Origin of the sequence: Aurantiacibacter odishensis (assembly GCF_003605195.1) — a bacterium.
GTDB lineage: Bacteria > Pseudomonadota > Alphaproteobacteria > Sphingomonadales > Sphingomonadaceae > Alteraurantiacibacter > Alteraurantiacibacter odishensis.
On the sequence record NZ_QYOS01000024.1, the window covers coordinates 46,065 to 72,353 of the forward strand.

29 protein-coding genes and 1 tRNA gene are annotated in these 26,289 nt (G+C 64.2%); 18 read left to right on the forward strand and 12 right to left on the reverse strand.

The features are described 5' to 3' along the window. Positions 1–6: 6 nt before the first annotated feature. Positions 7–1,215, reverse strand: coding sequence for a toxic anion resistance protein (locus D4Q51_RS09500; protein ID WP_120077533.1), 1,209 nt, complete (start codon positions 1,213–1,215; stop codon positions 7–9). Between the two features lie 111 nt (positions 1,216–1,326). On the opposite strand from D4Q51_RS09500, the gene D4Q51_RS09505 reads away from it, so the two are divergent. Together D4Q51_RS09505 and D4Q51_RS09510 are read left to right on the forward strand one after the other, a co-directional pair. Continuing rightward, entirely contained in the window at positions 1,327–2,919 is a 1,593-nt protein-coding gene (locus D4Q51_RS09505; RefSeq protein ID WP_120077534.1) for a TIGR00341 family protein, read from the forward strand. Then, positions 2,916–3,311 (forward strand): MAPEG family protein, encoded by a 396-nt coding sequence (locus D4Q51_RS09510; RefSeq protein WP_120077535.1) that lies wholly within the window; start codon positions 2,916–2,918, stop codon positions 3,309–3,311. Before D4Q51_RS09505 ends, D4Q51_RS09510 begins: the two co-directional genes overlap by 4 nt. Positions 3,312–3,335: 24 nt before the next feature. Here D4Q51_RS09510 and D4Q51_RS09515 read toward each other — a convergent pair whose 3' ends face one another. Beyond that, a complete protein-coding gene (locus tag D4Q51_RS09515; protein WP_120077536.1) occupies positions 3,336–5,081 on the reverse strand; it encodes a fatty acyl-AMP ligase in 1,746 nt (581 codons plus the stop codon). 130 nt (positions 5,082–5,211) lie between these two features. Between D4Q51_RS09515 and D4Q51_RS09520 the strand changes: the two genes are divergently transcribed. The 4 genes from D4Q51_RS09520 to D4Q51_RS09535 are packed head-to-tail and all read left to right on the forward strand — an operon-like array spanning position 5,212 to position 7,255. Beyond that, positions 5,212–5,802, forward strand: a complete 591-nt coding sequence (locus tag D4Q51_RS09520) for a regulatory protein RecX (protein WP_120077537.1) — start codon at positions 5,212–5,214, stop codon at positions 5,800–5,802. Continuing rightward, the gene (locus D4Q51_RS09525) at positions 5,799–6,296 is read left to right on the forward strand and encodes a DUF192 domain-containing protein (RefSeq protein WP_120077538.1); all 498 of its coding nucleotides are present in this window, start codon (positions 5,799–5,801) and stop codon (positions 6,294–6,296) included. The genes D4Q51_RS09520 and D4Q51_RS09525 overlap by 4 nt, the downstream gene beginning before the upstream one ends. Positions 6,297–6,353: 57 nt before the next feature. Then, positions 6,354–6,752 carry an NADH:ubiquinone oxidoreductase subunit NDUFA12 gene (locus D4Q51_RS09530; protein WP_120077539.1) on the forward strand — a complete coding sequence of 133 codons (399 nt, stop codon included), beginning with the start codon at positions 6,354–6,356 and terminating at the stop codon, positions 6,750–6,752. Then, on the forward strand, positions 6,734–7,255 hold the full coding sequence (locus D4Q51_RS09535; protein ID WP_240624664.1) for a DUF2155 domain-containing protein: 522 nt from the start codon (positions 6,734–6,736) through the stop codon (positions 7,253–7,255). The genes D4Q51_RS09530 and D4Q51_RS09535 overlap by 19 nt, the downstream gene beginning before the upstream one ends. Here the strand turns inward: D4Q51_RS09535 and aat are convergent. Continuing rightward, entirely contained in the window at positions 7,186–7,902 is a 717-nt protein-coding gene (aat, locus tag D4Q51_RS09540; RefSeq protein ID WP_205689481.1) for a leucyl/phenylalanyl-tRNA--protein transferase, read from the reverse strand. The genes D4Q51_RS09535 and aat overlap by 70 nt on opposite strands. Positions 7,903–7,983: 81 nt before the next feature. Here aat and D4Q51_RS09545 point away from each other — a divergent pair. Then, a tRNA-Trp gene (locus tag D4Q51_RS09545) sits at positions 7,984–8,059 on the forward strand. 25 nt (positions 8,060–8,084) lie between these two features. Here D4Q51_RS09545 and D4Q51_RS09550 read toward each other — a convergent pair. From D4Q51_RS09550 to D4Q51_RS09570, 5 genes are all read right to left on the reverse strand, one after another. Continuing rightward, on the reverse strand, positions 8,085–8,720 hold the full coding sequence (locus D4Q51_RS09550; RefSeq protein WP_120077540.1) for an SDR family oxidoreductase: 636 nt from the start codon (positions 8,718–8,720) through the stop codon (positions 8,085–8,087). Positions 8,721–8,826: 106 nt separating this feature from the next. Next, positions 8,827–10,203, reverse strand: coding sequence for an efflux transporter outer membrane subunit (locus tag D4Q51_RS09555; RefSeq protein WP_120077541.1), 1,377 nt, complete (start codon positions 10,201–10,203; stop codon positions 8,827–8,829). 5 nt (positions 10,204–10,208) lie between these two features. Beyond that, complete coding sequence (locus D4Q51_RS09560) at positions 10,209–11,333, reverse strand: HlyD family secretion protein (RefSeq protein ID WP_120077542.1); 1,125 nt, start codon at positions 11,331–11,333, stop codon at positions 10,209–10,211. Beyond that, a complete protein-coding gene (locus tag D4Q51_RS09565; protein WP_120077543.1) occupies positions 11,330–13,015 on the reverse strand; it encodes an MFS transporter in 1,686 nt (561 codons plus the stop codon). The genes D4Q51_RS09560 and D4Q51_RS09565 overlap by 4 nt, the downstream gene beginning before the upstream one ends. After that, complete coding sequence (locus D4Q51_RS09570) at positions 13,008–13,640, reverse strand: TetR/AcrR family transcriptional regulator (protein WP_162925278.1); 633 nt, start codon at positions 13,638–13,640, stop codon at positions 13,008–13,010. The genes D4Q51_RS09565 and D4Q51_RS09570 overlap by 8 nt, the downstream gene beginning before the upstream one ends. A gap of 251 nt (positions 13,641–13,891) precedes the next feature. Here D4Q51_RS09570 and D4Q51_RS09575 point away from each other — a divergent pair, with 251 nt between their 5' ends. Both D4Q51_RS09575 and D4Q51_RS15725 read left to right on the forward strand, forming a co-directional pair. Continuing rightward, positions 13,892–14,575, forward strand: a complete 684-nt coding sequence (locus D4Q51_RS09575) for a type 1 glutamine amidotransferase domain-containing protein (protein ID WP_120077545.1) — start codon at positions 13,892–13,894, stop codon at positions 14,573–14,575. Positions 14,576–14,792: 217 nt separating this feature from the next. After that, positions 14,793–14,939: a hypothetical protein gene (locus D4Q51_RS15725; RefSeq protein WP_162925279.1), complete on the forward strand. Its 147-nt coding sequence runs from the start codon at positions 14,793–14,795 to the stop codon at positions 14,937–14,939. A 73-nt stretch (positions 14,940–15,012) separates the two neighbouring features. On the opposite strand, the gene D4Q51_RS09580 is transcribed toward D4Q51_RS15725, so the two are convergent. Further along, on the reverse strand, positions 15,013–16,536 hold the full coding sequence (locus D4Q51_RS09580) for an alanine/glycine:cation symporter family protein (protein WP_120077546.1): 1,524 nt from the start codon (positions 16,534–16,536) through the stop codon (positions 15,013–15,015). 277 nt (positions 16,537–16,813) lie between these two features. On the opposite strand from D4Q51_RS09580, the gene secE reads away from it, so the two are divergent. From secE to D4Q51_RS09595, 3 genes are all read left to right on the forward strand, one after another. Next, the gene (gene secE, locus D4Q51_RS09585) at positions 16,814–17,041 is read left to right on the forward strand and encodes a preprotein translocase subunit SecE (protein ID WP_120077547.1); all 228 of its coding nucleotides are present in this window, start codon (positions 16,814–16,816) and stop codon (positions 17,039–17,041) included. Between the two features lie 42 nt (positions 17,042–17,083). Further along, positions 17,084–17,623 (forward strand): transcription termination/antitermination protein NusG, encoded by a 540-nt coding sequence (gene nusG / locus D4Q51_RS09590; RefSeq protein WP_120077548.1) that lies wholly within the window; start codon positions 17,084–17,086, stop codon positions 17,621–17,623. 150 nt (positions 17,624–17,773) lie between these two features. Continuing rightward, positions 17,774–18,094, forward strand: coding sequence for a DMT family transporter (locus tag D4Q51_RS09595; protein ID WP_120077549.1), 321 nt, complete (start codon positions 17,774–17,776; stop codon positions 18,092–18,094). A 6-nt stretch (positions 18,095–18,100) separates the two neighbouring features. Here the strand turns inward: D4Q51_RS09595 and D4Q51_RS09600 are convergent, their stop codons facing one another. Next, on the reverse strand, positions 18,101–18,649 hold the full coding sequence (locus D4Q51_RS09600; protein WP_120077550.1) for a DUF305 domain-containing protein: 549 nt from the start codon (positions 18,647–18,649) through the stop codon (positions 18,101–18,103). A gap of 20 nt (positions 18,650–18,669) precedes the next feature. Beyond that, complete coding sequence (locus tag D4Q51_RS09605; RefSeq protein ID WP_120077551.1) at positions 18,670–18,942, reverse strand: metal-sensitive transcriptional regulator; 273 nt, start codon at positions 18,940–18,942, stop codon at positions 18,670–18,672. Positions 18,943–18,993: 51 nt separating this feature from the next. On the opposite strand from D4Q51_RS09605, the gene D4Q51_RS09610 reads away from it, so the two are divergent. Further along, positions 18,994–20,715, forward strand: a complete 1,722-nt coding sequence (locus tag D4Q51_RS09610) for a copper resistance system multicopper oxidase (protein ID WP_120077552.1) — start codon at positions 18,994–18,996, stop codon at positions 20,713–20,715. Continuing rightward, entirely contained in the window at positions 20,715–21,713 is a 999-nt protein-coding gene (locus tag D4Q51_RS09615; RefSeq protein WP_120077553.1) for a copper resistance protein B, read from the forward strand. The genes D4Q51_RS09610 and D4Q51_RS09615 overlap by 1 nt, the downstream gene beginning before the upstream one ends. Before the next feature lie 37 nt (positions 21,714–21,750). On the opposite strand, the gene D4Q51_RS09620 is transcribed toward D4Q51_RS09615, so the two are convergent. Then, positions 21,751–22,569 (reverse strand): CPBP family glutamic-type intramembrane protease, encoded by an 819-nt coding sequence (locus tag D4Q51_RS09620; RefSeq protein WP_120077554.1) that lies wholly within the window; start codon positions 22,567–22,569, stop codon positions 21,751–21,753. Between the two features lie 105 nt (positions 22,570–22,674). Here D4Q51_RS09620 and D4Q51_RS15730 point away from each other — a divergent pair, with 105 nt between their 5' ends. The 4 genes from D4Q51_RS15730 (at position 22,675) to D4Q51_RS09635 (ending at position 26,281) form a co-directional block, all read left to right on the forward strand. Further along, the gene (locus tag D4Q51_RS15730) at positions 22,675–22,950 is read left to right on the forward strand and encodes a hypothetical protein (protein WP_162925280.1); all 276 of its coding nucleotides are present in this window, start codon (positions 22,675–22,677) and stop codon (positions 22,948–22,950) included. Positions 22,951–23,010: 60 nt separating this feature from the next. Then, positions 23,011–23,442 (forward strand): 50S ribosomal protein L11, encoded by a 432-nt coding sequence (gene rplK, locus D4Q51_RS09625; protein WP_120077555.1) that lies wholly within the window; start codon positions 23,011–23,013, stop codon positions 23,440–23,442. Between the two features lie 4 nt (positions 23,443–23,446). After that, a complete protein-coding gene (gene rplA / locus D4Q51_RS09630) occupies positions 23,447–24,139 on the forward strand; it encodes a 50S ribosomal protein L1 (RefSeq protein ID WP_120077556.1) in 693 nt (230 codons plus the stop codon). A 129-nt stretch (positions 24,140–24,268) separates the two neighbouring features. Beyond that, complete coding sequence (locus D4Q51_RS09635; RefSeq protein WP_120077557.1) at positions 24,269–26,281, forward strand: acyltransferase family protein; 2,013 nt, start codon at positions 24,269–24,271, stop codon at positions 26,279–26,281. Positions 26,282–26,289: the final 8 nt, after the last annotated feature.

The window sequence follows — 26,289 nt, forward strand, 5'->3', positions numbered from 1 at the left end:
TCTCAATTACCCTTCTAGGCTCAGCAGGCCACTGTCATTGACCTGCTTGGCCGCTTGCGCCTGTCCCTCGGCGCGGGCGATGTAGCCCTTGGATTTCTCCACCTCGGTCGAAAGCGTCTGCACCGTCTGCTTCATGGAATCGAGCGCGCGGAGCTTGAAGGAATCCACCTCGTCCATGGTGTCGTAGATGTTCTGGAAGGCGCGTTGCAGCGTTTCCATGGGGATGGTGCTGCTGGCGGCCTGCTCGTGAATCTTGGCGGTGTTGTCGCGCAGCATCTGGCCGGTGGAATCGATGATCCCCGCCGTCGTCTCGTTCAGCGCGGTGATCTGACCCAGAACCAGTTTCTGGTTGGTCATCGCCTGCGCCACGGTAACGGCGGTGCGCAGCGCGCCCACGGTGGTGGTGCTGGCGCGGTCCACGCCCTTCACCAGTTCCACGTTGTTCTTCTTGACGAGATCGAGCGCGAGGTAGCCCTGCACCGATACCGCCATCTGCGTCAGCAGATCCTGTGTGCGCTGGCGGACATAGAACAGCGCGGTTTCGCGGATGGCCTTGGCCTTTTCGGGATCGCTCGAATCGAGTTCGGCAGCCTTCTCCTCAAGCTCTGTATCCAGCGTTTTGGCGATGTGGATCATCTGTTCGAGGTTGCCCATGGCTTCCCACAGCTTCTGCCGCTCCACGTCGATGGCGGCATTGTCCATCAGCAGCTCGTCCTTGCCGCTGGAAAGGCGCGCGAGGATCGCCTGGATGTGCCCTTGCGCGCTGGTGTAGCTGTCGAAATAGTTCTTCAGCTTGTTGCCGAAGGGGATGATGCCAAACAGCTTGCGCCCGGTCATCTTACCCTTGCGGCCGGGATCGAGATCTTCCACCGTGCGCCGCAGTTCCGCAAGGTCGGTGCCGACGCCGCTGTCCGCGTCCATCGCGCGCACCGGGCGATCGAGGAAGCGGTTGGACATGGAGCTGGCCGCCATGATTTCCTTGCGGCCCATGTTGGTGATCTGATCCACCTTCTTGCCGAAATCCGGCGAGTTGGCATCCAGCGCCACCAGCTCGTTCACGAAGCCGTCGACCTTCTGCTGCAACGCGGACTTCTTTTCCTCGCTCACCGGCACCAGCCCTGCGGCTTTCTCCGGCTTCACGTCCGGCACGGGGTCGGGCGGCGTCAGCTCGAAATCGGTTGCCGTTGCTGTGGTCGTTCTGTTCTCGGTGGCCATTCGCCTTCAATTCCCTCTTTGCCCGTGTCGGCGGCTACGTAACTGTATTAGGCACACAAGACACGCGTTTCAAGTTTTGCCGAAGGCGAGTTTCCGCGATAATGGTGCGCAATGCAATCAGAACCCAACACCGGCAACAGGGCCTCGCGCCCGCAGAGTGCCGGGACCGCTTCCGCCAACCCCGCCTCCGGATTTCGCGAAGTTCTCAGCAGCTTCCGTGACTGGTGGGGTCACGAGGTAACCGGCACTGTCGACCAGGTGGCGGTGATCGAGAAGCGCCGCGCCGAGTGCCAGCTTTCCGCCCGCTACCTGCTGATGGTGTCGATGTCGGCAGGCATTGCCATCCTCGGCCTGCTGCAGGGCAGCGCCGCCGTCGTCATCGGGGCGATGCTGCTTTCGCCGCTGATGGATCCGATCATGGGTGTGGGCTTCGCGCTGGCGGTGGGGGACTACAAGTGGCTGCGGCAGTCCGGCAAGTCGCTGGCGGTGGGCACGATATTCGCGATCCTGTTCACCGCGCTGGTGGTGTTCTTTTCGCCGCTTCAGACGATCACTTCGGAAATCGCTGCACGCACCAGGCCCAGCCTGCTGGACCTTGGCGTGGCGATCTTCTCGTCCATCGCGGGCGCCTATGCGATGATCCGCGGACGGGAAGGCACCATCGTCGGCGTGGCCATCGCTACCGCCTTGATGCCGCCTCTCGCGGTGGTTGGCTTCGGTCTCGCGACGCTGAATGGCACGGTGTTCTGGGGCGCGCTGTTCCTGTTCATCACCAACCTCACCGCCATTGCACTGACGGCGACGGCGATGGCCCGCGGGTACGGGTTCAGCACCAGCCTTTCGGAAAAGCAGACGCGGATGCAGGCGCTGCTGATCTTCGGTGCCTTCGTGGTGCTGGCGATCCCGCTGTTTCTCTCGCTGCGCCAGATCGTGTGGGAAAGCACGGCGACACGGCAAGCGCGCAACGCGGTGGAGGAAGTCTTCGTCGGGCGCGCCACGGTCTCGCAGATGGAGCCCAGTTTCGATGCCGAGCCCCTGCAGATTTCCGCGACCGTCTTCACGCCGGAGATCATCGGCGATGCGGAGGGGCGCGCCGAGCAACTGCTCTCGCGCCGTCTTGGTCGGCCCGTCGATGTCACGCTGACACAGCTCCGCGTCGGCACCGGGGCGCAGGCTGCGGAGGAGGCCCAGTTGACGCAGGCCCGCGCGCAGGAGCGCGCCGCACGCGAGCAGGCGGAGGATATTGCCGATCGCCTTGCGCTGCTGGCAGGTGTGCCAGTGGACGAGGTGACCGTGGACCGCGACCGTCGCCGCGCGCTCGTCACCGCGCGCCCGCTGGAAGGCGCGACGCTGGCCGCCTATGCGGAACTGGAGCGGCGCATCGACGCGTTGGAGCCTGAGTGGGACATCCGCCTCACCCCGCCGCTTCGTCCGCTGTCGCAGGCTACTTTCGATCTTGTCGAGGGCGAGGAGGACGAGCCCGATACCTATGCGCTCAGCACGCAGGGCACGCAGGCCGTGCAACTGGCGGCGTGGGCGCAAAGCCGCGTCGGCGTACCCATCGCCATAAGCGGCCCTACCGATGCCGTGGCCGCCGTGCGCAATGCCTTCTCCCACCACAATATCGCCGTGCAGGCGGAAACCACCGGGAACGGATATGGCCCGGTAACGCTTGAATGGGCAGCCGGAGGAACCAACCGATGACTGCAGAACTGACCGTACTCGCGCTTTCGGGCGTCCTGCTGCTGGTGCACGTTTTCGCCGCCACCCATTACAAGACGAAGCAATACGGCGTCGAATGGAACATGGGCGCGCGCGACGAGGATACAGAGCCGCTGAACGACATTGCCGGGCGGCTGGACCGCGCGCGTGGCAATTTCCTCGAGACCCTGCCGCTGGCCATCATCGCCCTCCTCGGCGTGGTGGTGGCGGGCAAGGCGAGCGACCTTACCGCCATCGCCGCCTGGGTATGGCTGGCCGCGCGAGTGATCTACCTGCCGCTCTACTGGGCAGGCATCCCCAAGATCCGCACCTACGTGTGGGGCGTCGGCCTATTGGCGCTGCTGTTCGTGCTGGGCGTGCTGCTGATCGGCTAGCAAACTCGAGGCAGCCCAAAACTATTATGCAGCCAGGTCGATCGGTTCGATCTCGCCCGACAGGTAGAGCCTCTTCGCCTTGGCGCGGCTGAGCTTGCCCGAGCTGGTGCGCGGCAGGGTGCGCGGGGGCACCAGTTCCACCACGCAGTTCATGCCGGTGACGGAACGGACCTTGTCGGCGATCTGGTCGCGCAGTTTCACCCGCTCGTCCGGGTCGGACACGCGGCAGTGCACCAGCACGGCGGGCGCTTCCTCGCCGCTTTCGGTCTCGATGGAGAAGGCGGCGATGTCGCCGTGGTTGAAGCCTGCAAGCTGCTCCACCGCCCATTCGATATCCTGAGGCCAGTGGTTCTTGCCGTTGATGATGATCATATCCTTGGCGCGGCCGACGATGAACAGGTAGCCGTCGCCCATGTAGCCCATGTCGCCTGTATCCAGCCATGATCCCTTGCCGTCTTCGGCGGGAACGAGACATTCCTCGGTCGCTTCCTCGTTGCGGAAGTAGGAGTGCATGACGCTGGGGCCACGGCACCAGACCTTGCCGATCTGGTGGTCGCCCTTGATCTCTCCGTTCTCGCCACGAATCTCGACTTCCATGTCCTGCAGCGGCCTGCCGCAGTTGACGATGGCACGGTAGCGGGCGGGGCGGGACAGGTCGCGGCGGGTGCCGGACAGGCGCTCTTCCTCCACCAGTTCCACGCGGATACCCTCGCCCGGCGGCATCACGGTGACGGCCAGCGTCGCCTCCGCCAGGCCATAGCTGGGGGTGAAGGCGCTGGCCTTGAAACCCGCATCGGCAAAGGCGTTGACGAAGTTCTGCATCACGTCGGGCCGGATCATGTCCGCCCCGTTGCCCGCGGTGCGCCAGCGCGAAAGGTCGAACCGGTCGGCGACGTTGGTCTGGCTGGACACGCGGCGCGCGCAGATATCGTAGCCGAAAGTGGGCGAGTAGCTGAGCGTCGCGCCCTTATTGCGGCTGATGAGATCGAGCCAGGCCAGCGGGCGGCGGGCGAAATGCTCGGTCTTGAGGTAATCGACGGAAACCTGGTTGGCGATCAGCGACAAGAAGCAGCCGACAAGGCCCATGTCGTGATACCACGGCAGCCAGCTCACCACCCGGTCGTTGTAGCCGATATCCATCGAATCGGCGTGGCCGAACAGGTTGTGCAGCAGTGCCTCGTGCGTCACGGCAACGCCGGTGGGGAAGCGGGTGGAGCCGCTGGAATATTGCAGGTAGCAGATGTCTTCCGGCTTCGCCTCGGGCAGGTCGACGGCAGGTGCATCGGCCTCCTTGAACGTGGCCCAGTCCATTCCCTGGCATCCCTGCCGATCGGCGGCGGCCGCAGCCATCTCGGCAATTTCGGGCGGGTAGAGCAGGATTTTCGGGTCCGAGCTTTGCAGCTGGACCGCAAGCTGGTCGATATAGCTTTCCTTGCCACCGAAAGTGGTGGGCAGGGGCAGCGGCACGGGCCATGCCCCGGCGTAGACGCAGGCGCAGAACAGCGCGGCGAATTCGGGGCCGGTCTCGGCCACCAGCGCCACGCGGTCATCCTTGCCGATGCCCATGGCGACCAGCCGATAGGCATCGGCCAGCGCATCCTCGCGCATCTGCGAATAGGGATAGACACAAGCGAGCGTGCCGCGCATGTCATGGAAATTCATGCCCTTTTCGCTGCGCGCTGCGTAGTCGATGGCTTCGTTGAAGGTAGCGAAATCCGATCGACGGCGCGGCAGCGGGCAGTCGTTGGGCGTAGGTGTGAGGTCGGTCATAAGTGCTGTGGGTTACCCCTTATCGCGCGCGCTTGTGGCGCCTCCCGAATAGCATTCGCGGCGCCGACCATCCCATCGACACCGCGGTAAACTTTCCCATTTGACAGGAAGTGTGGCACGAATAAGGCCAATGGACGGCAATTCACAAGAGCGAAATAAACCGAAGAAGCGGAAAAAGCCCCTCGATCCGACCAGTTTCGAGGAAATGGCGCTCGCCTATGTCGCGCGTTTCGCCACCAGCGCGGCCAAGCTGGAACGCTACCTTTACCGCAAGCTGCGCGAGCGCGGCTGGGCCGAAGACGGCAACGAGGAGGGGCCAGACGTGCCCGCGATGGTCGCCCGCTATGTCGATAAAGGCTACGTCGACGACGCGGTCTATGCGCGGGCCAAGGCGAACGACCTTTTGCGGCGCGGTTATGGCGAGCGGCGCGTGAAGCAGGCGCTGGGGCAGGCGGGAATAGGCGAATCGGTGGCAGACGATGTCGCGCCTGCCGAGCACACGGCTCGCACTGCCGCAGTCCACCTTGCCAGGAAGCGCGGCTTCGGCCCCTTTGCGCTTGAAGCCCCCGACAGGGAAAGGCGCGAGAAACAGATTGCGGCGATGCTGCGGGCAGGCCACACGTTCGATCACGTGAGAGCCGTGCTGGATGCCGACAGCGCCGACGCGGCAGAACAATGGGCAGAGGATGCCCGCGAGGAGACCGGAAGTTGGGACGCATGATTATCAGGCACAAATGGCTGGCCGCCCTTGGCGCGATGGCGGCAGGCGCACTGGCGGCCTGTTCGCCGCAGGCGGCCGAGCAGGTTCCGGAGCCGACCAGTGCGGCGGTTGCAACGCACCCCGAATCCGGGCTGGAAGTGATTCCCGTCACCGTCACCACCGACAGCGGAACGCACACCTTCCAGGCCGAACTCGCCGCCAGCCGGCAGGAACAGGCGCGGGGCCTGATGTTCCGCACTGAAATGGGCGCGGACGAGGGAATGATTTTCCCCTACGACACGCCGCAGGAACTGGGCTTCTGGATGCGCAACACCGTGTTGCCGCTGGATATCATCTTCATCGACCCGGACGGCCGCATCCTCAACATCGAGGACGGCGAGCCCTATAACGAGGTCAGCGTCACCTCGGACGGCCTCGCCGTCGCCGTCCTGGAACTGAACCAGGGCCGCGCCGACGAACTCGGTATCGGGCCGGGCGATACGGTGGAGTGGTAGTGAGAGACTCGCGCAACCCTATTGGCGAAGGACGATCCAGCCGCTAATGGCCTGCCCATGAGCTTCCTTGGCAAGATCTTCACCTGGTGGGACGGTGCCACCATCGGCACCTCGCTGTGGTCCTCGCGCAATGGCGAGCACGTGGGCACCGATGTCCAGGGCAACAAGTACTACCGTTCCAAGAACGTGAAGGGAGGCCAGCGCGAACGCCGCTGGGTCATTTACGAAGGCAGCAACGATGCCAGCCGCGTGCCCAGCGAATGGCATGGCTGGCTGCACGGCTCCTATGACGAGTTGCCCGAAAGCCACCTGCCTGCGCCCAAGATCTGGGAAGTGGACTACACGCCCAACGCCACCGGCTCCGCCAACCGCTACCTGCCCGCAGGGGCGCTGGAACGCGGCGGCAAGCGTGCCCGCGCCACTGGCGACTACGAAGCGTGGACGCCCGACGCGTGAGGCTGACGGCGGTCGCCTTGGCGGCGCTGGTGCTGGCGGGCTGCGGCGATAGCGCGCCGGAACCGGAAGTCGAGGCAACCGAAGTGCCCGAGGAACTGGCGAGCGAACCGCTGCCCGATCTTGGCGACATCGAGGCGATCGGCACCCCGATGGAAGAGCGCGTCGCGACGCTCGGCATCATCAACAAGCGCAACAACCTGTCCCGCGATATCGAACTCAGCCCCGGCGAATCGCGCCGGGTGGACGACGTGGTCGTGCGCCTGTCCGCCTGCGAACGCACCGCGCCGTGGGAAAGCCCGGCGGAGACCGGCGCCTTCGTGCAGGTATTTGTAAACGACGTGCGCGATCCCGATGCGGAGCCGGAATTCGGCCGCATTTTCTCCGGCTGGCTGTTCAAGAACTCGCCCAGCCTGAACGTGGTGGAGCACCCGATCTACGATGTCTGGGTGAAGGACTGCGCGATGAGCTTCCCCGGAGAGGAAGAGGCGGCCTCGGACGCCTGAAGCAGCGCCGCGTGCGCTTGCGGTAGGCTGGAAAGCGCTTGCTTGTCGCAGGCCCGCGCCAGCATTTCCTGGTACTGGTCCCGGCTGATCTCCACCGCGCCCATGGAGGCGAGGTGCCCGGTCATGAACTGGCAATCGAGCAGCACGAAACCCGCCCGCTTTAACAAGGCCACCAGCCACGCCAGCGCGACCTTGCTGGCATTGTCCGCTCGGCTGAACATCGATTCGCCGCAGAACACCCGTTCGAACGCGACACCATAGAGCCCGCCCACCAGTTCGCCGTCATGCCAGCACTCCAGCGAATGCGCGTGCCCGTGGCGGTGCAGGTTCAGGTAGCTGGCGGTGATGGTGTGGCTGATCCAGGTACCGCTTTCTCCACCTGCCTCCGGGTCAGGCCGGGGCTGGGCGCAGGCATCCATCACCGCGCCGAAATCGGCATCCACGGTGACGCGGAAACGGTCCTGCTTCAGCACCTTGGCGAGACTGCGGGAGCAGTGGAAGCCATCCAGCGGCAGGATCGCGCGGCGGCGCGGCTCCACCCAGAACACCTCGTCGTCCTCGCGCGAATCGGCCATCGGGAAAACCCCGCTGCGGTAAGCCAGCAGCAGCACTTCGGCGGGAATCAGCTTGGGCACGGGAGAATGCATTCCCGCTCCTATATCAAAGTGAAGCCATCAGGTCGCTTGCGTTCATCATCGCTTGGCTATAGGGGCCTGCATCGCATCTGCAGGGGTGTAGCTCAGTTGGTAGAGCATCGGTCTCCAAAACCGAGGGCCACGGGTTCGAATCCTGTCACCCCTGCCATTTTTCCGGAATAGAGGACGTCCTTTCAGCCAGCCACTGAGGCGAGTGCCGCACCGATCGGCTGTTCGCCCGAGAGCAGTTCGAAGGTGATGTCTTGCGGAGCATTGTCTTCGACGCAGGCTGCGAGCACCTTGGCCACATCGGCGCGCGCGATCTCTCCGCTTGGCAGCTTTTCTGTCGCGATCCTGATGCGGCCGGATCCTGCGTCATCAGTCAGGCTTCCGGGTCGCACGATGACGTGACTAAGCGAGCTGTCGCGTAGATAGTGATCCGCTTCCCCCTTGGCGACGAGATAGTCGCGCAGTTCCTCCGGCCCTCGGTCCGGCTCGCCTGCGGCCATCGAACTCAGCATCACGAAGCGTGCGACACCGGCTTGCTGTGCGACATCGACCAGGTTGATCGCGCCATCGCGGTCGACCTGTTCGACAGCACTTCCGCCACTGCCTGCCGCGAAAACGACAACATCGGCGCCTGAAACCGGATCAATCAGCGTTGCCTTGTCTGTCACATCGGCGATTATCGGACTGCCGCCCGCGCCCTCGACCTTGGCCGTCTTATCGTCGGAATGCACGAGACCGACCACCTGATGGCCGCCTTCGTAAAGTTCCTTCACCAGCATGTTGCCTACGGCCCCGGCGGCCCCTGCGACGAGAATTTTCATGATAGTCTCCTGAAGTGGTTTCTCGTCAAACGCTCCGGGCAGCCGTTCTATCCTTTCATCGACGGCAGTGACGCAAACACGCTGCTGGAAGGGTCATCCAGGGTCTTTACCTCGAACCCGGACCCGGTGCCCCGCCCACGGCCTGGTAGAGCCCCACCAGCGTGGTCAGTTCGTCAGCCCGAACCTGCACAAGCGAGATTTCGACACCGAGCAGCGCACGCTGGGCATCCACCTGCTCGATGTAAGGCGTGTAGCCCGCACGGTAGCGATTGCGCGCGTGGCGCAGCGCGTCGGCAACGGCGGTCTGCTGCGCTTCCAGCGCGGTTCTCTGCTCCCCCAGATTGGCGAGGACGGCCATGCGGTCTTCCACTTCGCGAAAGGCAGTCAAGACAGCGGAGCGATAGGCCCACGCGGCCTGGTCCCGCTGCGCTGTCGCGCCGTCGAGCTGGGCCTGCAGGCGTCCGCCCTGGAAGATCGGTGCGAGGATGCTGCCGCCGATGGACCAGATGCTGATCGGATCGGCCAACAGGTCCGACAGGGCGAGTCCCGCCGTCGCACCGAGATCGAGCGACGGCATGAAGTCGGCGCGTGCGACCCGCATCGACGCGTCGGCGGCGGCGACCCGGAATTCGGCGGCGGCGACATCGGGCCTGCGCCGCAGGAGTTCTGAAGGCATGGTCGCCGGTGGGGTCGGAGCAACAAGATCGTCCAGCGACCCGCCCCGTGTGATTGCGCCCGGCAGTTCGCCTGTGAGCACCGAAAGGGCATTCTCCTGCTGCGCGATCTGGGCCTTGAGCTGCGGCACCAGTTGCGCGGTTGCCTGGTATTCCGCCTCAGCCTGCCGCAATGGCAATTGCGAGGTGTAGCCCACCTCGGCCCGGTCGCGTGCGAAATCCACCGCTTCCTGCCGTGCCGCCAGTGTCTGTTCGAGCACGCTTAGCCGCGCATCGAGCGCCAGCAGCGTGATGTAGCCGCTGGCTGTCGCGGCCGTAACCGCAAGGCGCGCAGCCTCCTCTCCCGCCGCGCTGGCAGCGACACTGGCCTCGGCGGCGTCCACCCGCGCGGCATTCTTGCCGAACAGGTCCACCTCGTATGAGGCGCGGAAGGCCGGTTGTGCCGCAATCGATTCCTGGGCGCGGCCAAGCGGCGACACCTCGCGCCGGACGCCGGCTTCAACCCCGGCCCCCAAAGAGGGGAGCAGATATCCACGCGAGGCATTTTCGGTGGCTCGCGCTTCCTCGACTCGTGCCGCGGCAATCTGCACGTCGGGATTGTTGCGGCGCGCCTGTTCGACAAGACGCGACAGTTGCGGATCGCCGAAGCTTTCCCACCAGTTCGCCTCGACAGGCGCGGTTACACCCAGTTCGGTGCGCCACTCAGTGGGAGCGGAAACGGAGGCTTCCACCGGTGGTTCCTGCAGCGCGGGCGCACAGGCGGAGAGCGCCAGCGCGGATGTGGCGATAAGGGCAATTGTCTTGCGCATGGCCCTCAGTCCTCCGTGTGAACAGTTGCGATCACCGACATGCCGGGACCGAGGCGGCTGGCCGCTTCCTGCCCCTCGTCGAGGACGATACGGACCGCGATGCGCTGGGGCACCTTCACGAAGTTTCCTGCCCCCGTATCCGGTTTGACGAGGCTGAATTCACTGCTGGCGGCAGGCGCGATGCTCTGCACCCGGCCGGTGAGTTCAAGCCCGCCGAGCGCATCGACCTCCAGCGTTGCGCGCTGGCCGACTGCCATTTCGGACGTCTGTGTTTCCTTGAAATTGGCGACCACCCACAATTCGTCGGGGACAATGTACATGAGCTGCGTGCCAGCGGTGACGAGCTGCCCCTCGCGGGCGGAGACCTCGCTCAGGCGGCCCGAACGCGGAGCGCGGATTTCGGTGCGGGAGAGTTCGAACTCGGCAAGACCCCTCGATGCCTCTGCGCCCGCGACCTGCGCTTCTAGTGCCCCGCGACCCACGGTTACCGAACGCACGTTCTCTGCGGCAATGGCGCGCTGTGCCTGGGCCTGACGAACGCCCGCCTGCGCCTGTTGCAGGGCAGCGCGTGCCTGGTCTCGTTCGCGTAACGAGACCGATCCTTCGTCGACCAGTTCGGCGATGCGGTTCATGTCGGCCTGCGCCTGCTGCAAGGCGGCACGCGCGCTGGCCACGGCGGCTTCCTGCAGTTCAAGCTGCGCCTGGGCCGAGCGCAGGCTCTGCGCGCTGTTCGCCAGCGCCGCCTGCTGTGCCGCGTAATTCGCTGCGCCCTGCTGCACCCTTTCCTGGAACGGCGCATCGTCGATCCTTGCGAGGAGATCGCCTTCCACCACGCGCTGGAAATCGGTGACCGGCACTTGCGTGAGATATCCGGCAACCTGCGGGCTGACGACCGTGGTGCGACCGCGCACATAGGCGTTGTTGGTGGTCTCGTCCCCGCTGTCGAAAGGCGGAAGGCCCCACGCGTAGAGCGCGGCCAGGACACCGGCGAGGACAAGCAGGATCGCCATGCCGATGCGGCGGCGCGAAGGGTTCGGAGACCAGCCCTTCTCGTCCTGCTCAGGAGGAGATCCGGCTGCGTCCTCGATCGCTTCGGGTTCGGCCTCGGTCGGTGAAGGATTGTTCGTCATTGTCTTGTCCTTGCGAGCATGGCCTCCATGAAGGCCAGTTCCTTGGCGAGCGGATTGCGCCCGCGAATCTTGTTGTTGAGCCAGGGCACGAACATCGCGGCGAAAGTCAGGGCCGCGAGAGTGCCGACGAGAAAGAAGACATCATTGAACGCAAGCACGGCGGCTTCGCGCCCGACTTCCTGCGAGACGCTGGCTGCTGCAGCCTGTTGTTGCAGCACAGGATCGGACTGGACCGGTGCGACGCGCTGACCGGCGTTGTTTAGCGCCTCTCCCAGTTGCTGATTGCCCAGCGTCAGCGTGTTCCCGGCATCTATGAGATGGGTTTTCAGGCGGACCGTGTGAAAGGCCGACAACAGCGAGATGCCGGCAAGCCCGCCGACCGATTGCGAAAGCGAGAAGATCGCGATGAAGCTGATCACGAAGCTTTGCCCCGCGGCCAAGGCGCGCAGCATGCCTTCCATCATGATCGGCCCCATGGCGAACACCGCGGCAAAGGCGATGGCCGCCTGCGTCAGGTAAAGGTCCTGCGGCCGGGTCATCACGCCGGTTCTCGTATCTGCGTAGGCGGCGATGCAGATCACCAGCACTGCGAAAAGAACGGGGCGTGTCAGGTCCTTGGGATCGAGCCGGACGACCGAAAGCAGCATGCCGCCGAAAGTGGCCCCGGCCAGCACCCAGAAATAGCCGGTGAGTTGTTCGTTGCCATAACCCAGCGCGGCGAACATGCCGCTGGCACCGAAGCCCTGTTCCGCCACGAGAATGCGAACGGTTGCGCCGATGATGGCAAGGCTCAAGATCGCGCGGCTCGACAGCCAGCTCAGGTCCAGCATCGGGCTCTTGCGATTGGCCTCGATCAGGAAACAACCGCCAAGGCCCAAGATGGCGACGACCAGCGCGTAGCCGAGCCACGGCGTGTCCCACCACTGGATGCGGCCCTGGATCAGGAAAGCACACAGCGCGCTGATGCCGATGATGAAGAGCGCGATGCTTGGTATGTCGAGCTTCTCGAAGGTCTGTTTGCGCACGCCGGGCGGTAGCCGCAGCATGTAAACCAGCCCGAAGCCCAGCAAGGACAAAGCGAACTGGAACTGGAAGACGCGGCTCATGTCGCCGTCCACGAGCAGCGCGGGCGAAATCGCACGGGTCAGCGGGAAGGCGATCTGGACCAGGCCCAGCGATATCACCAGTCCCGCCACGCGCATGGCCGCGGGAAGTCCCTGCATCAGGTAGTAGATGGACAGGGCCGAGAGACCGGAGGCCGTTATCCCCGCAACGGCGCGTGCTATCAGTTCGGGATAATAGCCCGGCCCGATCATCTGCACGAAGTTGGCAGCAACGAGGCCCGCCATGGCCCAGCGCACGAAGGGTTGGATGCCGAACTCCTGCCGCACGCGGAACAGCAGCATGCTCATGCAGGCGTAGGTCGAGTAGAAGGCGACGGTCAGCCATCCGGCTTCGACGGGCGTGAGTGCGAATTCGGCCTGCAAGGCTCCCGCATTCGCCAGCAGGAAGCCGTTCTGCGCCCCCCCGATAAGCCCCATCAACACGCCGATGCCAAGGTAGGCCGCGCGCCGCCGTGCGGGGTGATCGGGATTGGCCGGCGATCCCGGCAGAATCGGCATCTCGTGCGGCTTGAAGCGATAGCCGTCAACCTCGTCGACCAGGGCATTGCGATCAGTCACAGCGCAGTGCCTCCTCGATCAGGGTCGCCTCCAGCGCGGCCTCGAACGAACTGTCGTCGGCGATACCGTCGGCCAGCTTGGTCAGGCGCTCACGACGCGCGACCGTGCTCGACGCGGAATAGATGAAGCTGGCCACGCGGAATTGCAGGTGTTCCACCTTGCGTTCGCAGTTGGCGGCCGCAGCCTGCGCCAGTTCGACGAAGTAGCGATGGAGCGGGAGCGAAAGCTCGTCGAGCAGCCACTGCGACCGCTCGCTGTCGATAGTGATGTCGCGCAGCAGCAGGCGCGGGACTTCCGGGCGGGAGAGGAGATAGCCGAGAAAAGTCTTCATAGCGTGGTGAAGCCGTTGCTTCGGCGACGCCCCCTGCGTTTCGGCCAGCGCTGCGTCGAGAGCGTCCTGAAGTTCCTTTGCGGCCTGCGAAACGATCGACTTCCACAGGCCCGTCTTGCCGCCGAAGCGATAAGCGATCAGCGCAACGTCGATATTGGCGTCTGCGGCAATCTCGCGCAGCGATGTGGCGTCGAAGCCTCGATTGGCAAAGCGCAACCGTGCGGCGTCGGCGATGGCCTCGCTTGTATCCGTATCGGTCTTTCTCGGCCTTCCCGGCCTGCGTCGCTCGTTCACTGGGCACTCCTTTGTGCGACGCAACATAAGCGGGAAGCGGCACTTATTCAATGATCGTTGAATAAGTGGGGAATGCTGCATCGATGCCTCCATGAAGAGGCGACCCATCGCATCGAATATCCCCCGCTCCGCGTTCGGTTCCGCAGCGCACAAACGCCAGATGCGGAAACAACCCGCCCGGTCGCGTGTTCGAGCGGTGAGACCCGCGATCTCGTGTCAATCCGAGATCCCAACGAAGGGAAATTAAGCGCATGAAAATCCTGATGGTTCTTACCAGCCACGACAAACTGGGGGACACCGGCGAGAAAACCGGCTTCTGGCTCGAAGAATTTGCCGCCCCCTATTATGTCCTCAAGGACGCCGGCCACGAAATAACGCTTGCCAGCCCTGCCGGCGGGCAGCCGCCGCTCGACCCCAAGTCGGACACGCCCGATGCGCAGACCGATGCCACCAGGCGCTTCAAGGAAGACGAGGCCGCGCAGGCGCATCTCGCCTCGACCGAGAAGCTCGATACGATCGATGTGTCGGCTTTCGATGGCGTCTTCTATCCTGGAGGACACGGCCCGCTATGGGATCTGGCCGAAAGCGCAGTTTCGAAAGCTATCATCGAAGATGCGCTGACTGCCGCGAAACCCGTCGCGCTCGTTTGCCATGCGCCAGCAGTGCTGAAGAACGTCACGGCGCCGAACGGCGATCCGATCGTAAAGGGCCGCAAGATCACCGGCTTCACCAACCAGGAAGAAGACGCGGTCGGTTTGACCGATGTCGTCCCTTTCCTGCTGGAGGACGTCCTGATCGAGAAGGGCGGTACTTTCTCGAAGCAAGGTGTCTTCGAACCCTACGTAGTGCGAGACGGACTGCTGATCACGGGCCAGAACCCGCCCTCCAGCGAACCTGCGGCCGAGAAGCTCCTGGAGGCCTTGGAGGGCAAATAGGTTGGATAAAGACGCATCGGACGGCCCGAAGTCCGCACATGCCGCTCCGCGAGCGAACGATCATTCTTGCGTCAATCCACAGTTACCCACAGCTCCCATTTCGCGAGAATCGCCGGGTTCGCCCATAGTCCTGCCATTGCGGTGCCGTCCCGCACACGGGAACCGCCGCGCGGCATGGAGAGTTATCTCGCCATGTTTCGACGGAAAGGATACCGGCATGGCCAGAATCTTTCGCAGTAGCAAACCCGATAGCTGGAGCAGCCCGCGCTTCCACAGTGACGCGAGCTTTCGTGCAATGTCGCACGGCAAGATCCAGCCGATGGAAGAACCCGGCTTCTTCGAACGCCTGTTCGGGCGTCACTGACGCCGACACCGATACCAAATGAAAAGGGCCGGGAAGCGATCTGCTCCCCGGCCCTTTTTGCGTCGTTCTACTCTCAGTATTCCTCAGGCTCTTCCGGCGTATCCGCGTGGTGGTCCGGCCCGGCGTTGCGCTGGCCCCTTGCCAGCTTGAACACCACGCCACTCAGCAGCAGCAGGGCGAAGATGTTTGGCAGCAGCATTGTGGCGTTGGAAATGTCACCCAGGCGCCAGACCAGTTCGCTGGGCTGCGCCGCGCCGATGAAGATCACCACGCACCACAGCACGCGCCAGGCCATGTGCAGCTTCTTCTCGCCCGCCCGGTTGGAGCCTTTGACCCGGTCGTAGATGAAGGTGATCGCCCGCTCGCCGTAGTAGGACCACGTCAGCAGGGTGGTGAACACGAACAGGATCAGCACCACCGATGCCACAAGCGTGCCAATGGGGATGGAGCCGATCAGCACCGGGAAGGCCGCAGCAAAGGCGCCGCTGGTCATCTCGAAGCCCACGCGGTCCGACTGCCAGGCGTGCAGCACGGCTTCTCCGCCTGCGGTGAAATCGCCGCGCACGGTCAGGATCACCAGCGCCGTCATGGTGCAGATCACGATGGTGTCGATGAAGGTGCCCAGCATCGCCATGCGGCCCTGCTGTTCGGGATCGTTGGTCTGCGCCACGGCGTGGGCGATGGGGGTGGAACCCTGCCCTGCTTCGTTCGAGAACAAGCCGCGGGCAACGCCTGCGCGGATCGCCATGATGATGGCAGCGCCAGTGAAGCCGCCCACCGCGCTCTGCGGATTGAACGCCCCGTCGAAGATCAGCGCGAATGTTTCGCCAAGGTCCTCGAAGTTCAGGATCAGCGCGATCACCGCCATGACGATGTAGGCCAGCGCCATGAACGGCACCACGCTCTCGGCCACGCGGCCGATGGACTTGATGCCGCCGATGATGACGATGAACACCAGGATGGCGACGATCAGGCCGCCCAGCCATTCCTCCAGCCCGAACAGTTCCTGCAGACCGTCGGCCACGGCGTTCGCCTGGATCGAGTTGCCGGTGACGAGCGCGGAGAACAACGTGCCGATACAGAACACCACTGCCAGCCACGTCCATTTGGGGCCGAGGCCCATCATGATGTAGCTCATCGGGCCGCCGCGATAGACGCCGTCCGATGTCTTCTCGCGGTAACGGATCGCCAGCGATCCTTCCGCAAAGGCCAGCGCCATGCCAAACAGCGCGGTGATCCACATCCAGAAGATCGCGCCGGGTCCGCCCAGCGCGATGGCAGTGGCAACGCCCGCGAGGTTGCCGGTGCCCACCTGCCCGGAAAGCGCGGTGGAAAGAGCGGCGAAGGGCGAGATCTCGCCAGCGCCTTCGCCCTTGCGGCCCGCAAACAGACCCTTGATCGCGCTGCCCAGCTTCACCAGCGGATAGAACCGCAGCCCCACCATGAACCAGACGCCTGCCCCCAGCAGGATCAGTGCCAGCGGCGGGAAGGGGATGACTTCGGCGCCTTCCCAGGTGCCGCCCCACAACAGGTCGGAAATGTTGGTGACCGGTGCGACCAGTCGATCCCCCAGCGAAACTTCAGTCGGAGCTGCCATCTATGTCCCTAAACCCTCATGCGTCCCTTCGATGAAGCGCATAGTGCTATCGGCGGCATGGCCCGCTGCATAGCCCCCACGTTACATTTGTAACCGATCCGTGACGCGGAAGAGGTCTGCAAAGCCTTGCCAAGCATAACGCCCGCGCCTAAATAGCCAGCCGTCTTCCGACATTGGAAACTTCGCCAGCCCCTCCCGATCAGCAGATCGGGGCGGCGAGGAGCCCTACCCGGAAGCCACGACATAAAGTTTCAATCGAACAAGCGACGGACCGACCATGGCCGAAGAACCGAAGAAAGTTGCCACTCCCGCGAAGAAGCCGACGCCGGGCGAATTCATTCGCCAGGTACGTTCGGAAACCTCGAAGGTGGTGTGGCCCACGCGCGAAGAGACGGTGCGCACCGCGATCTTCGTGTTCATCCTGGTGGTGATCCTGTCGCTGTTCTTCCTCGGCGTCGATTCGGTGTTCGGCTGGGTCGTGCAGCAGCTCCTCGCGCTGCTCTGATAGACGTCCCGCTCAACAGTTCAGGTTAGAAAAGAGAGATCCATGGCTGCCCGCTGGTATATCATCCACGCCTATTCCGGTTTCGAGAACAAGGTGCGCGACGCGATCCTTTCCGAAGCAGAACGCCTCGGCCTGTCCGAAGGCGTGGAGGAAGTGGAAGTCCCCACCGAAACCGTGACCGAGATCAAGCGCGGCAAGAAGGTGCAGGTGGAGCGCAAGTTCATGCCCGGCTACGTGCTGGCCAAGCTGAACATGACCGACGACGTGTACCACCTCGTCAAGAACACCCCCAAGGTGACCGGCTTCCTCGGCAACAACAACAAGCCGCAGCCGATTTCCGAAAAGGAAGCCGCGCGTTATTTCGGCGGCGTGGAAGAGGCCAAGTCCGCACCCAAGAAGGACGTGCACGTCGATTACGAGATCGGCGACCAGGTCAAGGTGCTGGAAGGCCCCTTCGCCAGCTTCAACGGCGTGGTGGAAGAGCTCGATTTCGACAAGGCCAAGGTCAAGGTCAGCGTGTCCATCTTCGGCCGCGCAACGCCTGTGGAACTGGACTTCGAGCAGGTCGAACTGGTCAAGTAAGACAGTAGGGCGGGCTGCGGCCTGCCCTGCGCTTTCGATCCGGCCCCGGATTGACGGGCCATCGACCGATCACTAACTGCGCCCTCGCGAAGACCACGTTCTCGCCTTTGTTTTCAAGACCGGGACGGCCCGGCGAAAAAGGAGGTTCCCGTGGCCTGGATCGCGCTTTTCTTTGCAGGTTTGTTCGAAATCGCGTGGGCGACTGCGATGAAGCAGTCGGACGGATTTACGCGCATCTGGCCGACGATCGTGATGGTCGTCACCATGCTGCTGAGCTTCGGCCTGCTGGCATGGTCCCTCAGGGTCCTGCCCCTGGGCACGGCCTACATGATCTGGACCGGGATCGGCGCGGTCGGCGCGTTCATCGTCGGCATCGTCTGGTTCGGAGAAGCGCTGAGCGCCTCGCGCGTGCTGGCGGCGATCCTAATCGTATCGGGCCTAGTGCTGATGAAGGTGTCGACGCCCACCTAGCCGCTGCTATTCGCTCGGTGTCGGCGTGCCCGGATTCACTTCTGCTTCGAACTCGGGAACCGCGCGCGCCTCGGCTTCGGCCTGCGTCGCGGCCACGCCGTTCGCGTCGATATCCTCCAGCAGCCAGCGCATCTCGTCGATCTCGCGGCGCTGGGCGCGGATGATGTCGTTCGCCAGCTTGCGCACGCGCACGTCCTCGATGCCTGCACGCTCGCTGGTCATGATCGCGATCGAGTGGTGCGGGATCATGGCCGACATGTAGTCGCTGTCGTCGATCGTTGTCTGGCTTCGCACGAGGAACAGCGAGAGTGCGAACGTCACCACGGCCACGCCGATGATGAACCAGTTCTTCGCCTTGTTCCTGTACATGCCCCACATGAAAGCGAGCATGACCACGGCCATGACCGCGCCCATCACGAACATCATCCAGAAGCGCGTCTCGCTCCAGAAGACATGGTCGATCACGTAGGTGTTGAGATACATCAGCCCCAGCATGATGAGCGTGGACGTGCCCACCATCGCCATGAAGCGCTTGTAGTTTCCCTCCGATTTCATGGTGCCTCCTTCCGCTGGCGCTAGCGCTTTGCTTTCGCGAACAGGTCCACCAGTTCCCCGAACTTGGCGCGCTGTTCCTCGGCATCGCCCGACGCGATGGCCTCTGCCACGCAATGCGAAGCGTGGGTCTTGAGAATCTCGTCCTCGGCCTTCGCGAGGGCGGCTTTCACCGCCTGGATCTGGTGCAGGATGTCGATGCAGTAGCGATCCTGATCCACCATTGCGCGCACGCCGCGCACCTGTCCCTCGATCCGGCCGAGGCGGTTTATCAGTGACTTGGTTTGCTGGACCACGTGCTTTCGTCCTTTATTGAAATACCCCCCTAGGGTATGTAGGTAGCCTGCATGAAGCAACCCCTCATATCCCGGCGCGGCCTACTGGGCACCGGCGCGCTAGCCGCTGCAGGCCTCGCCATCCCCTCTTGGGCACGCGGACAGTCGCTCACCCATGCGCGGCAGGGTTTCGGTGAGCTTTCGGGCGATACGATCGACCTGTCTATCGGCGACCACCACTTCAGCACCGGCGGGCGCAGCGGCCACGCAATCGCCGTGAACGGCACGGTGCCCGGTCCGCTGATCCGCCTGCGCGAAGGGCAGGACGTGACGCTGAACGTCACCAACAACCTCGAGGAGGACAGCTCGATCCACTGGCACGGCCTGCTGCTGCCGTTCCAGTTCGACGGTGTGCCCGGCGTCAGCTTCCCCGGCATCCGTCCGGGCGAGACGTTTCAGTACACCTTCCCGGTGCGTCAGTCGGGCACCTACTGGTGGCACAGTCATTCCGGCCTGCAGGAACAGGCGGGGCATTACGGCCCCATCGTGATCGAGGGCGAGCACGCCCATCACATGCCGGACCCGCGCTATGACCGTGACTATGTCGTGCTGCTGAGCGAGTTTACCCCGCGCCACCCGCACGAGATCGCGCGGATGCTCCATGTGGGCGAACACTATTTCAACCGCCAGATGATGACGGTCGGCAGCGGCGAGATGAGCCTCGAGGATCGCCTCATGTGGGGCGCAATGCGGATGAATCCGCGCGATATCTCGGACGTGACGGGCGCGACCTACACCTTCCTCGTCAACGGACACGGCCCCGCTGACGATCTCGAATTCCTGTTCGAGCCGGGTGAGCGGGTGCGCCTGCGGATCATCAACGGCTCCGCCATGACGTTCTTCAATGTCCGCATTCCCGGCGTGGAAATGACCGTGATCGCCGCCGACGGGCAGGAAGTGGACCCGGTGCCGGTGGACGAGTTCCAGATCGGCGTTGCCGAAACCTACGACGTGATCGTCCAGCCCAGCGACGGCAGCCACGCTTTCGTGGCAGAGGCGATGGACCGCTCCGGCATGGGGATCGCCAGCCTCACCTCGCACGCGGGCCACAAGGCCGAAGCGCCGCCACTGCGCGAGCCGGTGACGCTGACCATGGCCGATATGGGCATGGGTTCGATGGAAGGGATGGACCATTCCGGCATGGATCACGGCTCCGGCGATATGGACCATTCCATGCGCGACGTCTCGTTGCTGCCGGATGATGTTAAAGTTGGCCCCGGCATCGACATGGTTGCCCCTATGCCGATGGACCGCATGGACTTCCCCGGCCTTGGCCTCGACACCGTGGACCACCGCGTGCTGCGCTATACCGACCTGAAGGCGAAGAACGCCAACCCGCACCGGATGCCAACGCGCAGCTTGGAGATCCACCTCACCGGGAACATGGAACGCTACATGTGGTCGTTCGACGGCAAGCAGTTCAGCGCCGTCACCGACGATCCGATCCGCTTCGGTTATGACGAGCGCGTGCGGGTTAAACTGGTGAACGACACCATGATGGCCCACCCCATCCACCTGCACGGCCATTTCTTCGAGCTGGTGAACGGTGCCGGGATGATGAACCAGCCGCTGAAGCACACGGTGGTGGTGCAACCCGGCGGCACGGCAACGTTCGACCTGACGGCGAACGAGCCGGGCGACTGGGCCTTTCACTGTCACCTGCTCTATCACATGCATGCAGGCATGATGCAGACCGTCACCGTGCGACCCTTCCCAGAGGAGGGAGAAGTGTGATGCGCGTCCTGCTTTTCGCCACCGCCGCGCTGATCGCCGCACCCGCCGCCGCGCAGGACCATTCCGCGCACGAAAGCCACGACGCTCCGGCGCAGGAGGATCATTCCGCGCATGGCCAGATGGACCACTCGCAGCACGACGGGATGGATCGCTCGCAACATGAGGGAATGGACCACTCGTCCATGAACCACGGCGAGATGGATCACGGCGAGATGGACCATTCGCAGATGAACCACGGCGGCATGGAAATCCCCGAAGGCCCGCCTCCGCCGCGCGCTTTCGAGGGGCCGGCCCACGCCGCCGAGCTATTCTTCGACCACGAACGCATGGCTGCCGCCCGCGCCTACAACCACGTATCCCACGGCAACATGACCACCGGCACGGTGCTGGCCGAGCGGCTGGAAGCGCGGCTTTCCGACGGGCACGACGCCTACTTGTGGGACGTCAGCGCCTGGTACGGCACGTCCATCGACAAGGTCGTGCTCAAGACGGAAGGCGAGGGTGAACTGGATAGCGGCGCCGTCGAGGATGCCGAGATGCAGCTGTTGTGGGGCCACGCCATCGGCCCCTTCGTCGACCTCCAGGCCGGGGTGCGCGTGAACGTGGAGCCGCAAACCACGGCGCACCTTGCCGTCGGCGTTGCGGGCCTTGCGCCCTACATGATCCACTTCGACGCAGCGGCCTTCGTGTCCGACGACGGCGATATCACCGCGCGGATCGAGGCCGAGCATGACATGAAGTTCACGCAGAAGCTGATCCTGCAACCGCGTATCGAGGCGGAACTGTCCGCGCAGGACATTCCCGAACGCGGCGTGGGCGCGGGCCTGTCCAAGGTCGAGGTGGGCGCGCGATTACGCTACGAATTCGTGCCCGAATTTGCCCCCTACATCGGCGTGGAATACGAGGCCGCGACCGGGCAGACGGCAGATTTCATCCGCGCTGCCGGAGACGATCCGGATGGCGTGGCCGTTCTGCTCGGCCTGCGGTTCTGGTTCTGACGGCGGGACATCTTCGGCGGAAGCCTTCGCCGAAGTGCTATCCGGTCATCCAGCCCAGCTTGTCGGCATAGGCGAGGCTCATCGAAACCGTGTCCACCGCGGCATGGGCGATGATCGCGGCCCACAGGTTTCCGCCGCAGCGATTGCGGATATAGCCAAGCCAGAAGCCGACCGTTGCCGTTACCAGCATGCCGCCGAGGCCCTGGTAGGCATGCGGCAGGCCGAACAGCAGCGCCTGGATCACCAGCACAGCCCAAGGCCGACCGCGCAGTCCCGCCACTCGCTCCAGCCGGTCCATCAGGAAACCGCGGTAGAGCACTTCCTCCCCGAAGCCTGCGGCAAACCACGCGACCGCGACGATCCACAGCGCCAGCATGGCGGGGCTCTCGGTCACGAGATCGAGGATGAAAGCGGGGTCCGGTGCCTCGAGGCCGAGGGCCTCCGTCACCGGCGCGCCCAGCGCGAAGATCAGCAGCGTTACGCCGAGGCCCAGTGCGGCCCAGGCAAGGGTGGAGCGCCAGTTGGCAGGCGCTTCCAGACGGATCGCTTCGGCCCATCGCCCCTCGCGCCGCAGCCACAGCCACGCGATGAAGATACCGACCACGGCGCTGCAGACCACGGTGAACGCGACAGTGGCCGAGCCGAGATCCGGTTCGACGGTTCCGGCGCCGGGGTTCTCCATCGCCGTCGTGATCGTTTCGAACAGGGCGGGCAGCAACGGCAGCAGGCTGCCGAGGAAATAGGCGAGCGCCACGGTTATGAACTGGGCGATGAAGAGCGGCCAGCCGATTGCCTGCTTGAGCCGGTCTGCGGGTGTTGCCGATGCGCCGGGCGCGGCAGGTGTCTGGTTGGTCAATACGATCCCCTGTGTATTGCCGGGTTTCTGGACCCGGGAATCGCGACGCGCAAGGGACGGGCGCAGACTTTCCTACATCGGCCGCGACCTGCCATTGCCGGGGTCATGCCGAAAAAGCCGTTCCCACACTTCCTGCTCACCGGAAAACCGAGCCGCAGCCGGAAGGTTACACGTCCAACAGGCGGAATTCGCCTATCTGCTTGTTTGAATGAAGAAATCAGGCAAAATGCGATTTTTCAAAAGCGCCACCTGGGCGTTCCACGTCACCTGCGGCGCAAGGTGCAAGGCCCTTGCATCTTTCGCCGATTTCGCTATGTGCGCGCCTTCCCAGCTTACAGCTTGGAAATCCGCGCGGGAGCCGGTCCTTACGATCGGCGCTGAACCGCTTAACATGAGCTTCGGCCTGAACCGCCGTGGCAACAGTGAGAAAAGGAGGCCACCATGGCCAAGAAGATCGAAGGTTACATCAACCTTCAGGTGCCCGCCGGCACCGCCAACCCGTCCCCGCCGATCGGCCCTGCGCTGGGTCAGCGCGGCGTGAACATCATGGAATTCTGCAAGGCTTTCAACGCCGCCACGCAGGACCTTGAAAAGGGCGCCCCGATCCCGACGAAGATCACGGTCTATGCCGACCGTTCGTTCACCTTCGTCACCAAGAGCCCGCCCGCCAGCTTCCTCATCAAGAAGGCGATGAAGATCAAGTCGGGTTCCAAGGAGCCGGGCAAGGACATCATCGGCACGATCAAGACCAGCCAGCTGGCCGAGATCGCCGAGCAGAAGATGGCCGACCTCAATGCGAACGACAAGGACCAGGCCGTGAAGATCATCGCCGGTTCCGCCCGTTCGATGGGCATCGAAGTGGTGGAGGGCTAAGACCATGGCAACGCTTACCAAGAAGCAGAAGACGCTGGCCGAGCTGGACAGCGAAAAGCTCTACACCGTCGACGAGGCACTCGCCACGCTGCGCGAGCACAAGGCCAAGTTCGACGAGACCGTCGAAGTCGCCATGAACCTGGGCGTCGATCCGCGCCACGCAGACCAGATGGTGCGCGGCATGGTCTCGCTGCCGGGCGGCACGGGCAAGGACGTGAAGGTTGCCGTGTTCGCACGCGGCGACAATGCCGAGAAGGCTCTGGCCGCCGGTGCCGACAAGGTTGGCGCCGAAGACCTGATGGAAGACATGCAGAACGGTAACCTCGATTATGACCGCGTGATCGCCACGCCGGACATGATGGGCGTCGTCGGCCGTCTCGGTAAGGTGCTGGGTCCCAAGGGCCTGATGCCGAACCCGAAGCTGGGCACCGTCACCCCGAACGTGGAACAGGCCGTGAAGGACGCCAAGGGCGGCCAGGTCGAATTCCGCGTGGAAAAGCAGGGCATCATCCACTCCGGCATCGGCAAGCTCTCCTTCAAGGACGAAGACCTGAAGAAGAACTTCGAAGCGCTGACCCAGGCCATCGTCAAGGCGAAGCCCTCGGGCGCCAAGGGCAAGTACGTGCGCAAGGTGTCCGTCACCAGCACGATGGGCCCCGGCCTGAAGATCGACCTTTCGGAAGTCGAGGGAGCGTAACCCGCGCTCAAGTAGCGAAGCGGTAGCGCAAAAAGGGAAATCCCTTTCCTACCGATCATTAGAAAAACGAAAGGGCCGGGGAAGCAATTCTCCGGCCCTTTCTCTTTTTGCCAAGGTGTCTGCTAACGCATGGCGATGGAATACCGCCGCGATATCGATGGTCTGCGCGCCGTTGCCGTTCTCGCGGTGGTCCTGTGCCATGCCGGCGTGCCGGGGTTTGCCGGCGGGTTCGTCGGCGTGGACGTGTTCTTTGTCATCTCCGGCTACCTAATCTGCGGCATCCTGGCGCGAGAGCTGGAGGCGGGCGAGTTCTCGCTGGCGGGGTTTTACGAACGGCGCGTGCGGCGCATCCTGCCGCCGCTGTTCCTGGTGATCGCGGCGTGCTTCGCGCTCGGCTGGTTCCTGCTGCCGCCGCCCGCCTACCTCGACCTCGCGCGCTCGGCGATCCCGGCGGCGCTGTTCTGGTCGAACCTGCATTTCCGCAATGAAGGCAGCGACTACTTCGCCATCGATGCGGAATTCCAGCCGCTGTTGCACACCTGGTCGCTGGCGGTGGAGGAGCAGTTCTACATCGCCGTGCCGCTGGCCATGTGGCTGGTGTGGACGATAGGACGCCGCGCCGCCCTGCCAGCGGCGGTGCTGGCAACGGCAGCTTCCTTCGCCTGGAGCGTGCACATGGTGGATACGACGCCCACGGGCGCCTTCTACCTGCTCCAGTCGCGCGCGTGGGAGCTGGGCGTGGGGGCCGTGCTGGCGCTGGGTGTTGCCCGCATTGCCCTGCCGCGCTGGCTGGCCGAGGCGGTCGGTGTGCTCGGAATCTTCGCCATCGCCTACGCGACCTATCGCTACGACGGGACCACGCCCTTTCCCGGTGCGGCAGCGCTGGCCCCGGTGCTGGGCGCAGCGGCGATCATCTGGGCTGGACAGCATCACGCGACGCTGACCAGCCGCCTCCTTTCCCTCGGTCCGATGGTGTGGGTGGGGCTCGTCTCCTACGCGCTCTACCTGTGGCACTGGCCTGCGCTGGTACTGGTACGGCATCTCTATGTCAGCGTGGAGATTCCGGTGCCTGCAACCGTGCTGGCCCTTGCTGCATCGCTCCTGCTGGCGTGGCTGAGCACGCACTGGGTCGAGCATCCGATGCGCCGACGCGGCAAGAGGGCCGTGATCGGACGCAACGCTGCCTTCGTGCTGGGCGGCCTCGCGGCTCTGGCAATTGCCGGGATCGCCAGCCTCGTGGTCCGCAGCGAAGGGGCTTGGTCGCGCGCGCCCGACGCGCGTGCGGTAATAGAGGCGGCGACGACGCGCAGCGCGCTGGAGGAGCAATGCCGCGCAAGCTGGCGCGAGGCCGGGGCGCCTTGTGAATTCGGCACAAGCGGCCGCGAGCCGCAGGTGTTCCTGTGGGGGGACAGCCATGCGGCCTCGCTACTGCCCGGCCTTGACGACCTGCTGAAAAAGAACGGTGTCGCCGGGGCCGCTGCCGTATCCACCGGCTGCCCGCCGCTGCCTGGCTATCGGCGCGCAAAACACGGTGAGGACATGGACTGTGCTGCCATGAACGCCGCTGCCGTGCGCCTGCTGGAGGAGCGCCCCGATGCCTACCGGACGGTAATCCTTGGTGCGCGCTGGATCACTCACATCGCGCAAGCCAACGCGCCCGGCGAAAGTGGCAGCTACGATCCGCTGGTGTCGGTCCAAACGGGCGAGCCGGTATCGCCGGACAGGGCGGCCGCGGTAGTGGAAGAGGCGCTTGGCACCCTGGCCGGTCAGATCACCGCAACCGGCAGGAGCGTGATCATCGTCGCCGGCATTCCCGAGCAGGGGAGTGACGTTCCTGGCCGCTATCTCGCGTCACGCTTCGGCGGGCTTACCGGGCTCGAACCGGTCCCTCTCTCCGCCGCAACCGCGCGCGAGGCACCCGCGCAGGCGATCCTGCGCAGGCTGGACCAAAGGCCCGGTGTGACTGTCGTCAATCCGTTGATAGCCATGTGTGACGCGAACTGCCCGGCGGAACAGGGCGGCATCTTGCTCTACCGCGATGGCAATCATCTGACGGTTTTCGCATCGCGATCACTCGTGCCCGAAATGCTGGGCAAGCAGCTAATCTCTCCGCTTTATCAACATGATGAACGCGTTAATTAAACAAGTTA

Coding starts and splice junctions, on each gene's coding strand:
- D4Q51_RS09500 (WP_120077533.1), bottom strand. CDS start 1,215: ATGGCCACCGAGAACAGAACGACCACAGCAACGGCAACCGATTTCGAG.
- D4Q51_RS09505 (WP_120077534.1), top strand. CDS start 1,327: ATGCAATCAGAACCCAACACCGGCAACAGGGCCTCGCGCCCGCAGAGT.
- D4Q51_RS09510 (WP_120077535.1), top strand. CDS start 2,916: ATGACTGCAGAACTGACCGTACTCGCGCTTTCGGGCGTCCTGCTGCTG.
- D4Q51_RS09515 (WP_120077536.1), bottom strand. CDS start 5,081: ATGACCGACCTCACACCTACGCCCAACGACTGCCCGCTGCCGCGCCGT.
- D4Q51_RS09520 (WP_120077537.1), top strand. CDS start 5,212: ATGGACGGCAATTCACAAGAGCGAAATAAACCGAAGAAGCGGAAAAAG.
- D4Q51_RS09525 (WP_120077538.1), top strand. CDS start 5,799: ATGATTATCAGGCACAAATGGCTGGCCGCCCTTGGCGCGATGGCGGCA.
- D4Q51_RS09530 (WP_120077539.1), top strand. CDS start 6,354: ATGAGCTTCCTTGGCAAGATCTTCACCTGGTGGGACGGTGCCACCATC.
- aat (WP_205689481.1), bottom strand. CDS start 7,902: ATGCATTCTCCCGTGCCCAAGCTGATTCCCGCCGAAGTGCTGCTGCTG.
- D4Q51_RS09550 (WP_120077540.1), bottom strand. CDS start 8,720: ATGAAAATTCTCGTCGCAGGGGCCGCCGGGGCCGTAGGCAACATGCTG.
- D4Q51_RS09555 (WP_120077541.1), bottom strand. CDS start 10,203: ATGCGCAAGACAATTGCCCTTATCGCCACATCCGCGCTGGCGCTCTCC.
- D4Q51_RS09560 (WP_120077542.1), bottom strand. CDS start 11,333: ATGACGAACAATCCTTCACCGACCGAGGCCGAACCCGAAGCGATCGAG.
- D4Q51_RS09575 (WP_120077545.1), top strand. CDS start 13,892: ATGAAAATCCTGATGGTTCTTACCAGCCACGACAAACTGGGGGACACC.
- D4Q51_RS15725 (WP_162925279.1), top strand. CDS start 14,793: ATGGCCAGAATCTTTCGCAGTAGCAAACCCGATAGCTGGAGCAGCCCG.
- D4Q51_RS09580 (WP_120077546.1), bottom strand. CDS start 16,536: ATGGCAGCTCCGACTGAAGTTTCGCTGGGGGATCGACTGGTCGCACCG.
- secE (WP_120077547.1), top strand. CDS start 16,814: ATGGCCGAAGAACCGAAGAAAGTTGCCACTCCCGCGAAGAAGCCGACG.
- nusG (WP_120077548.1), top strand. CDS start 17,084: ATGGCTGCCCGCTGGTATATCATCCACGCCTATTCCGGTTTCGAGAAC.
- D4Q51_RS09600 (WP_120077550.1), bottom strand. CDS start 18,649: ATGAAATCGGAGGGAAACTACAAGCGCTTCATGGCGATGGTGGGCACG.
- D4Q51_RS09610 (WP_120077552.1), top strand. CDS start 18,994: ATGAAGCAACCCCTCATATCCCGGCGCGGCCTACTGGGCACCGGCGCG.
- D4Q51_RS09615 (WP_120077553.1), top strand. CDS start 20,715: ATGCGCGTCCTGCTTTTCGCCACCGCCGCGCTGATCGCCGCACCCGCC.
- D4Q51_RS15730 (WP_162925280.1), top strand. CDS start 22,675: ATGCCGAAAAAGCCGTTCCCACACTTCCTGCTCACCGGAAAACCGAGC.
- rplK (WP_120077555.1), top strand. CDS start 23,011: ATGGCCAAGAAGATCGAAGGTTACATCAACCTTCAGGTGCCCGCCGGC.
- rplA (WP_120077556.1), top strand. CDS start 23,447: ATGGCAACGCTTACCAAGAAGCAGAAGACGCTGGCCGAGCTGGACAGC.
- D4Q51_RS09635 (WP_120077557.1), top strand. CDS start 24,269: ATGGCGATGGAATACCGCCGCGATATCGATGGTCTGCGCGCCGTTGCC.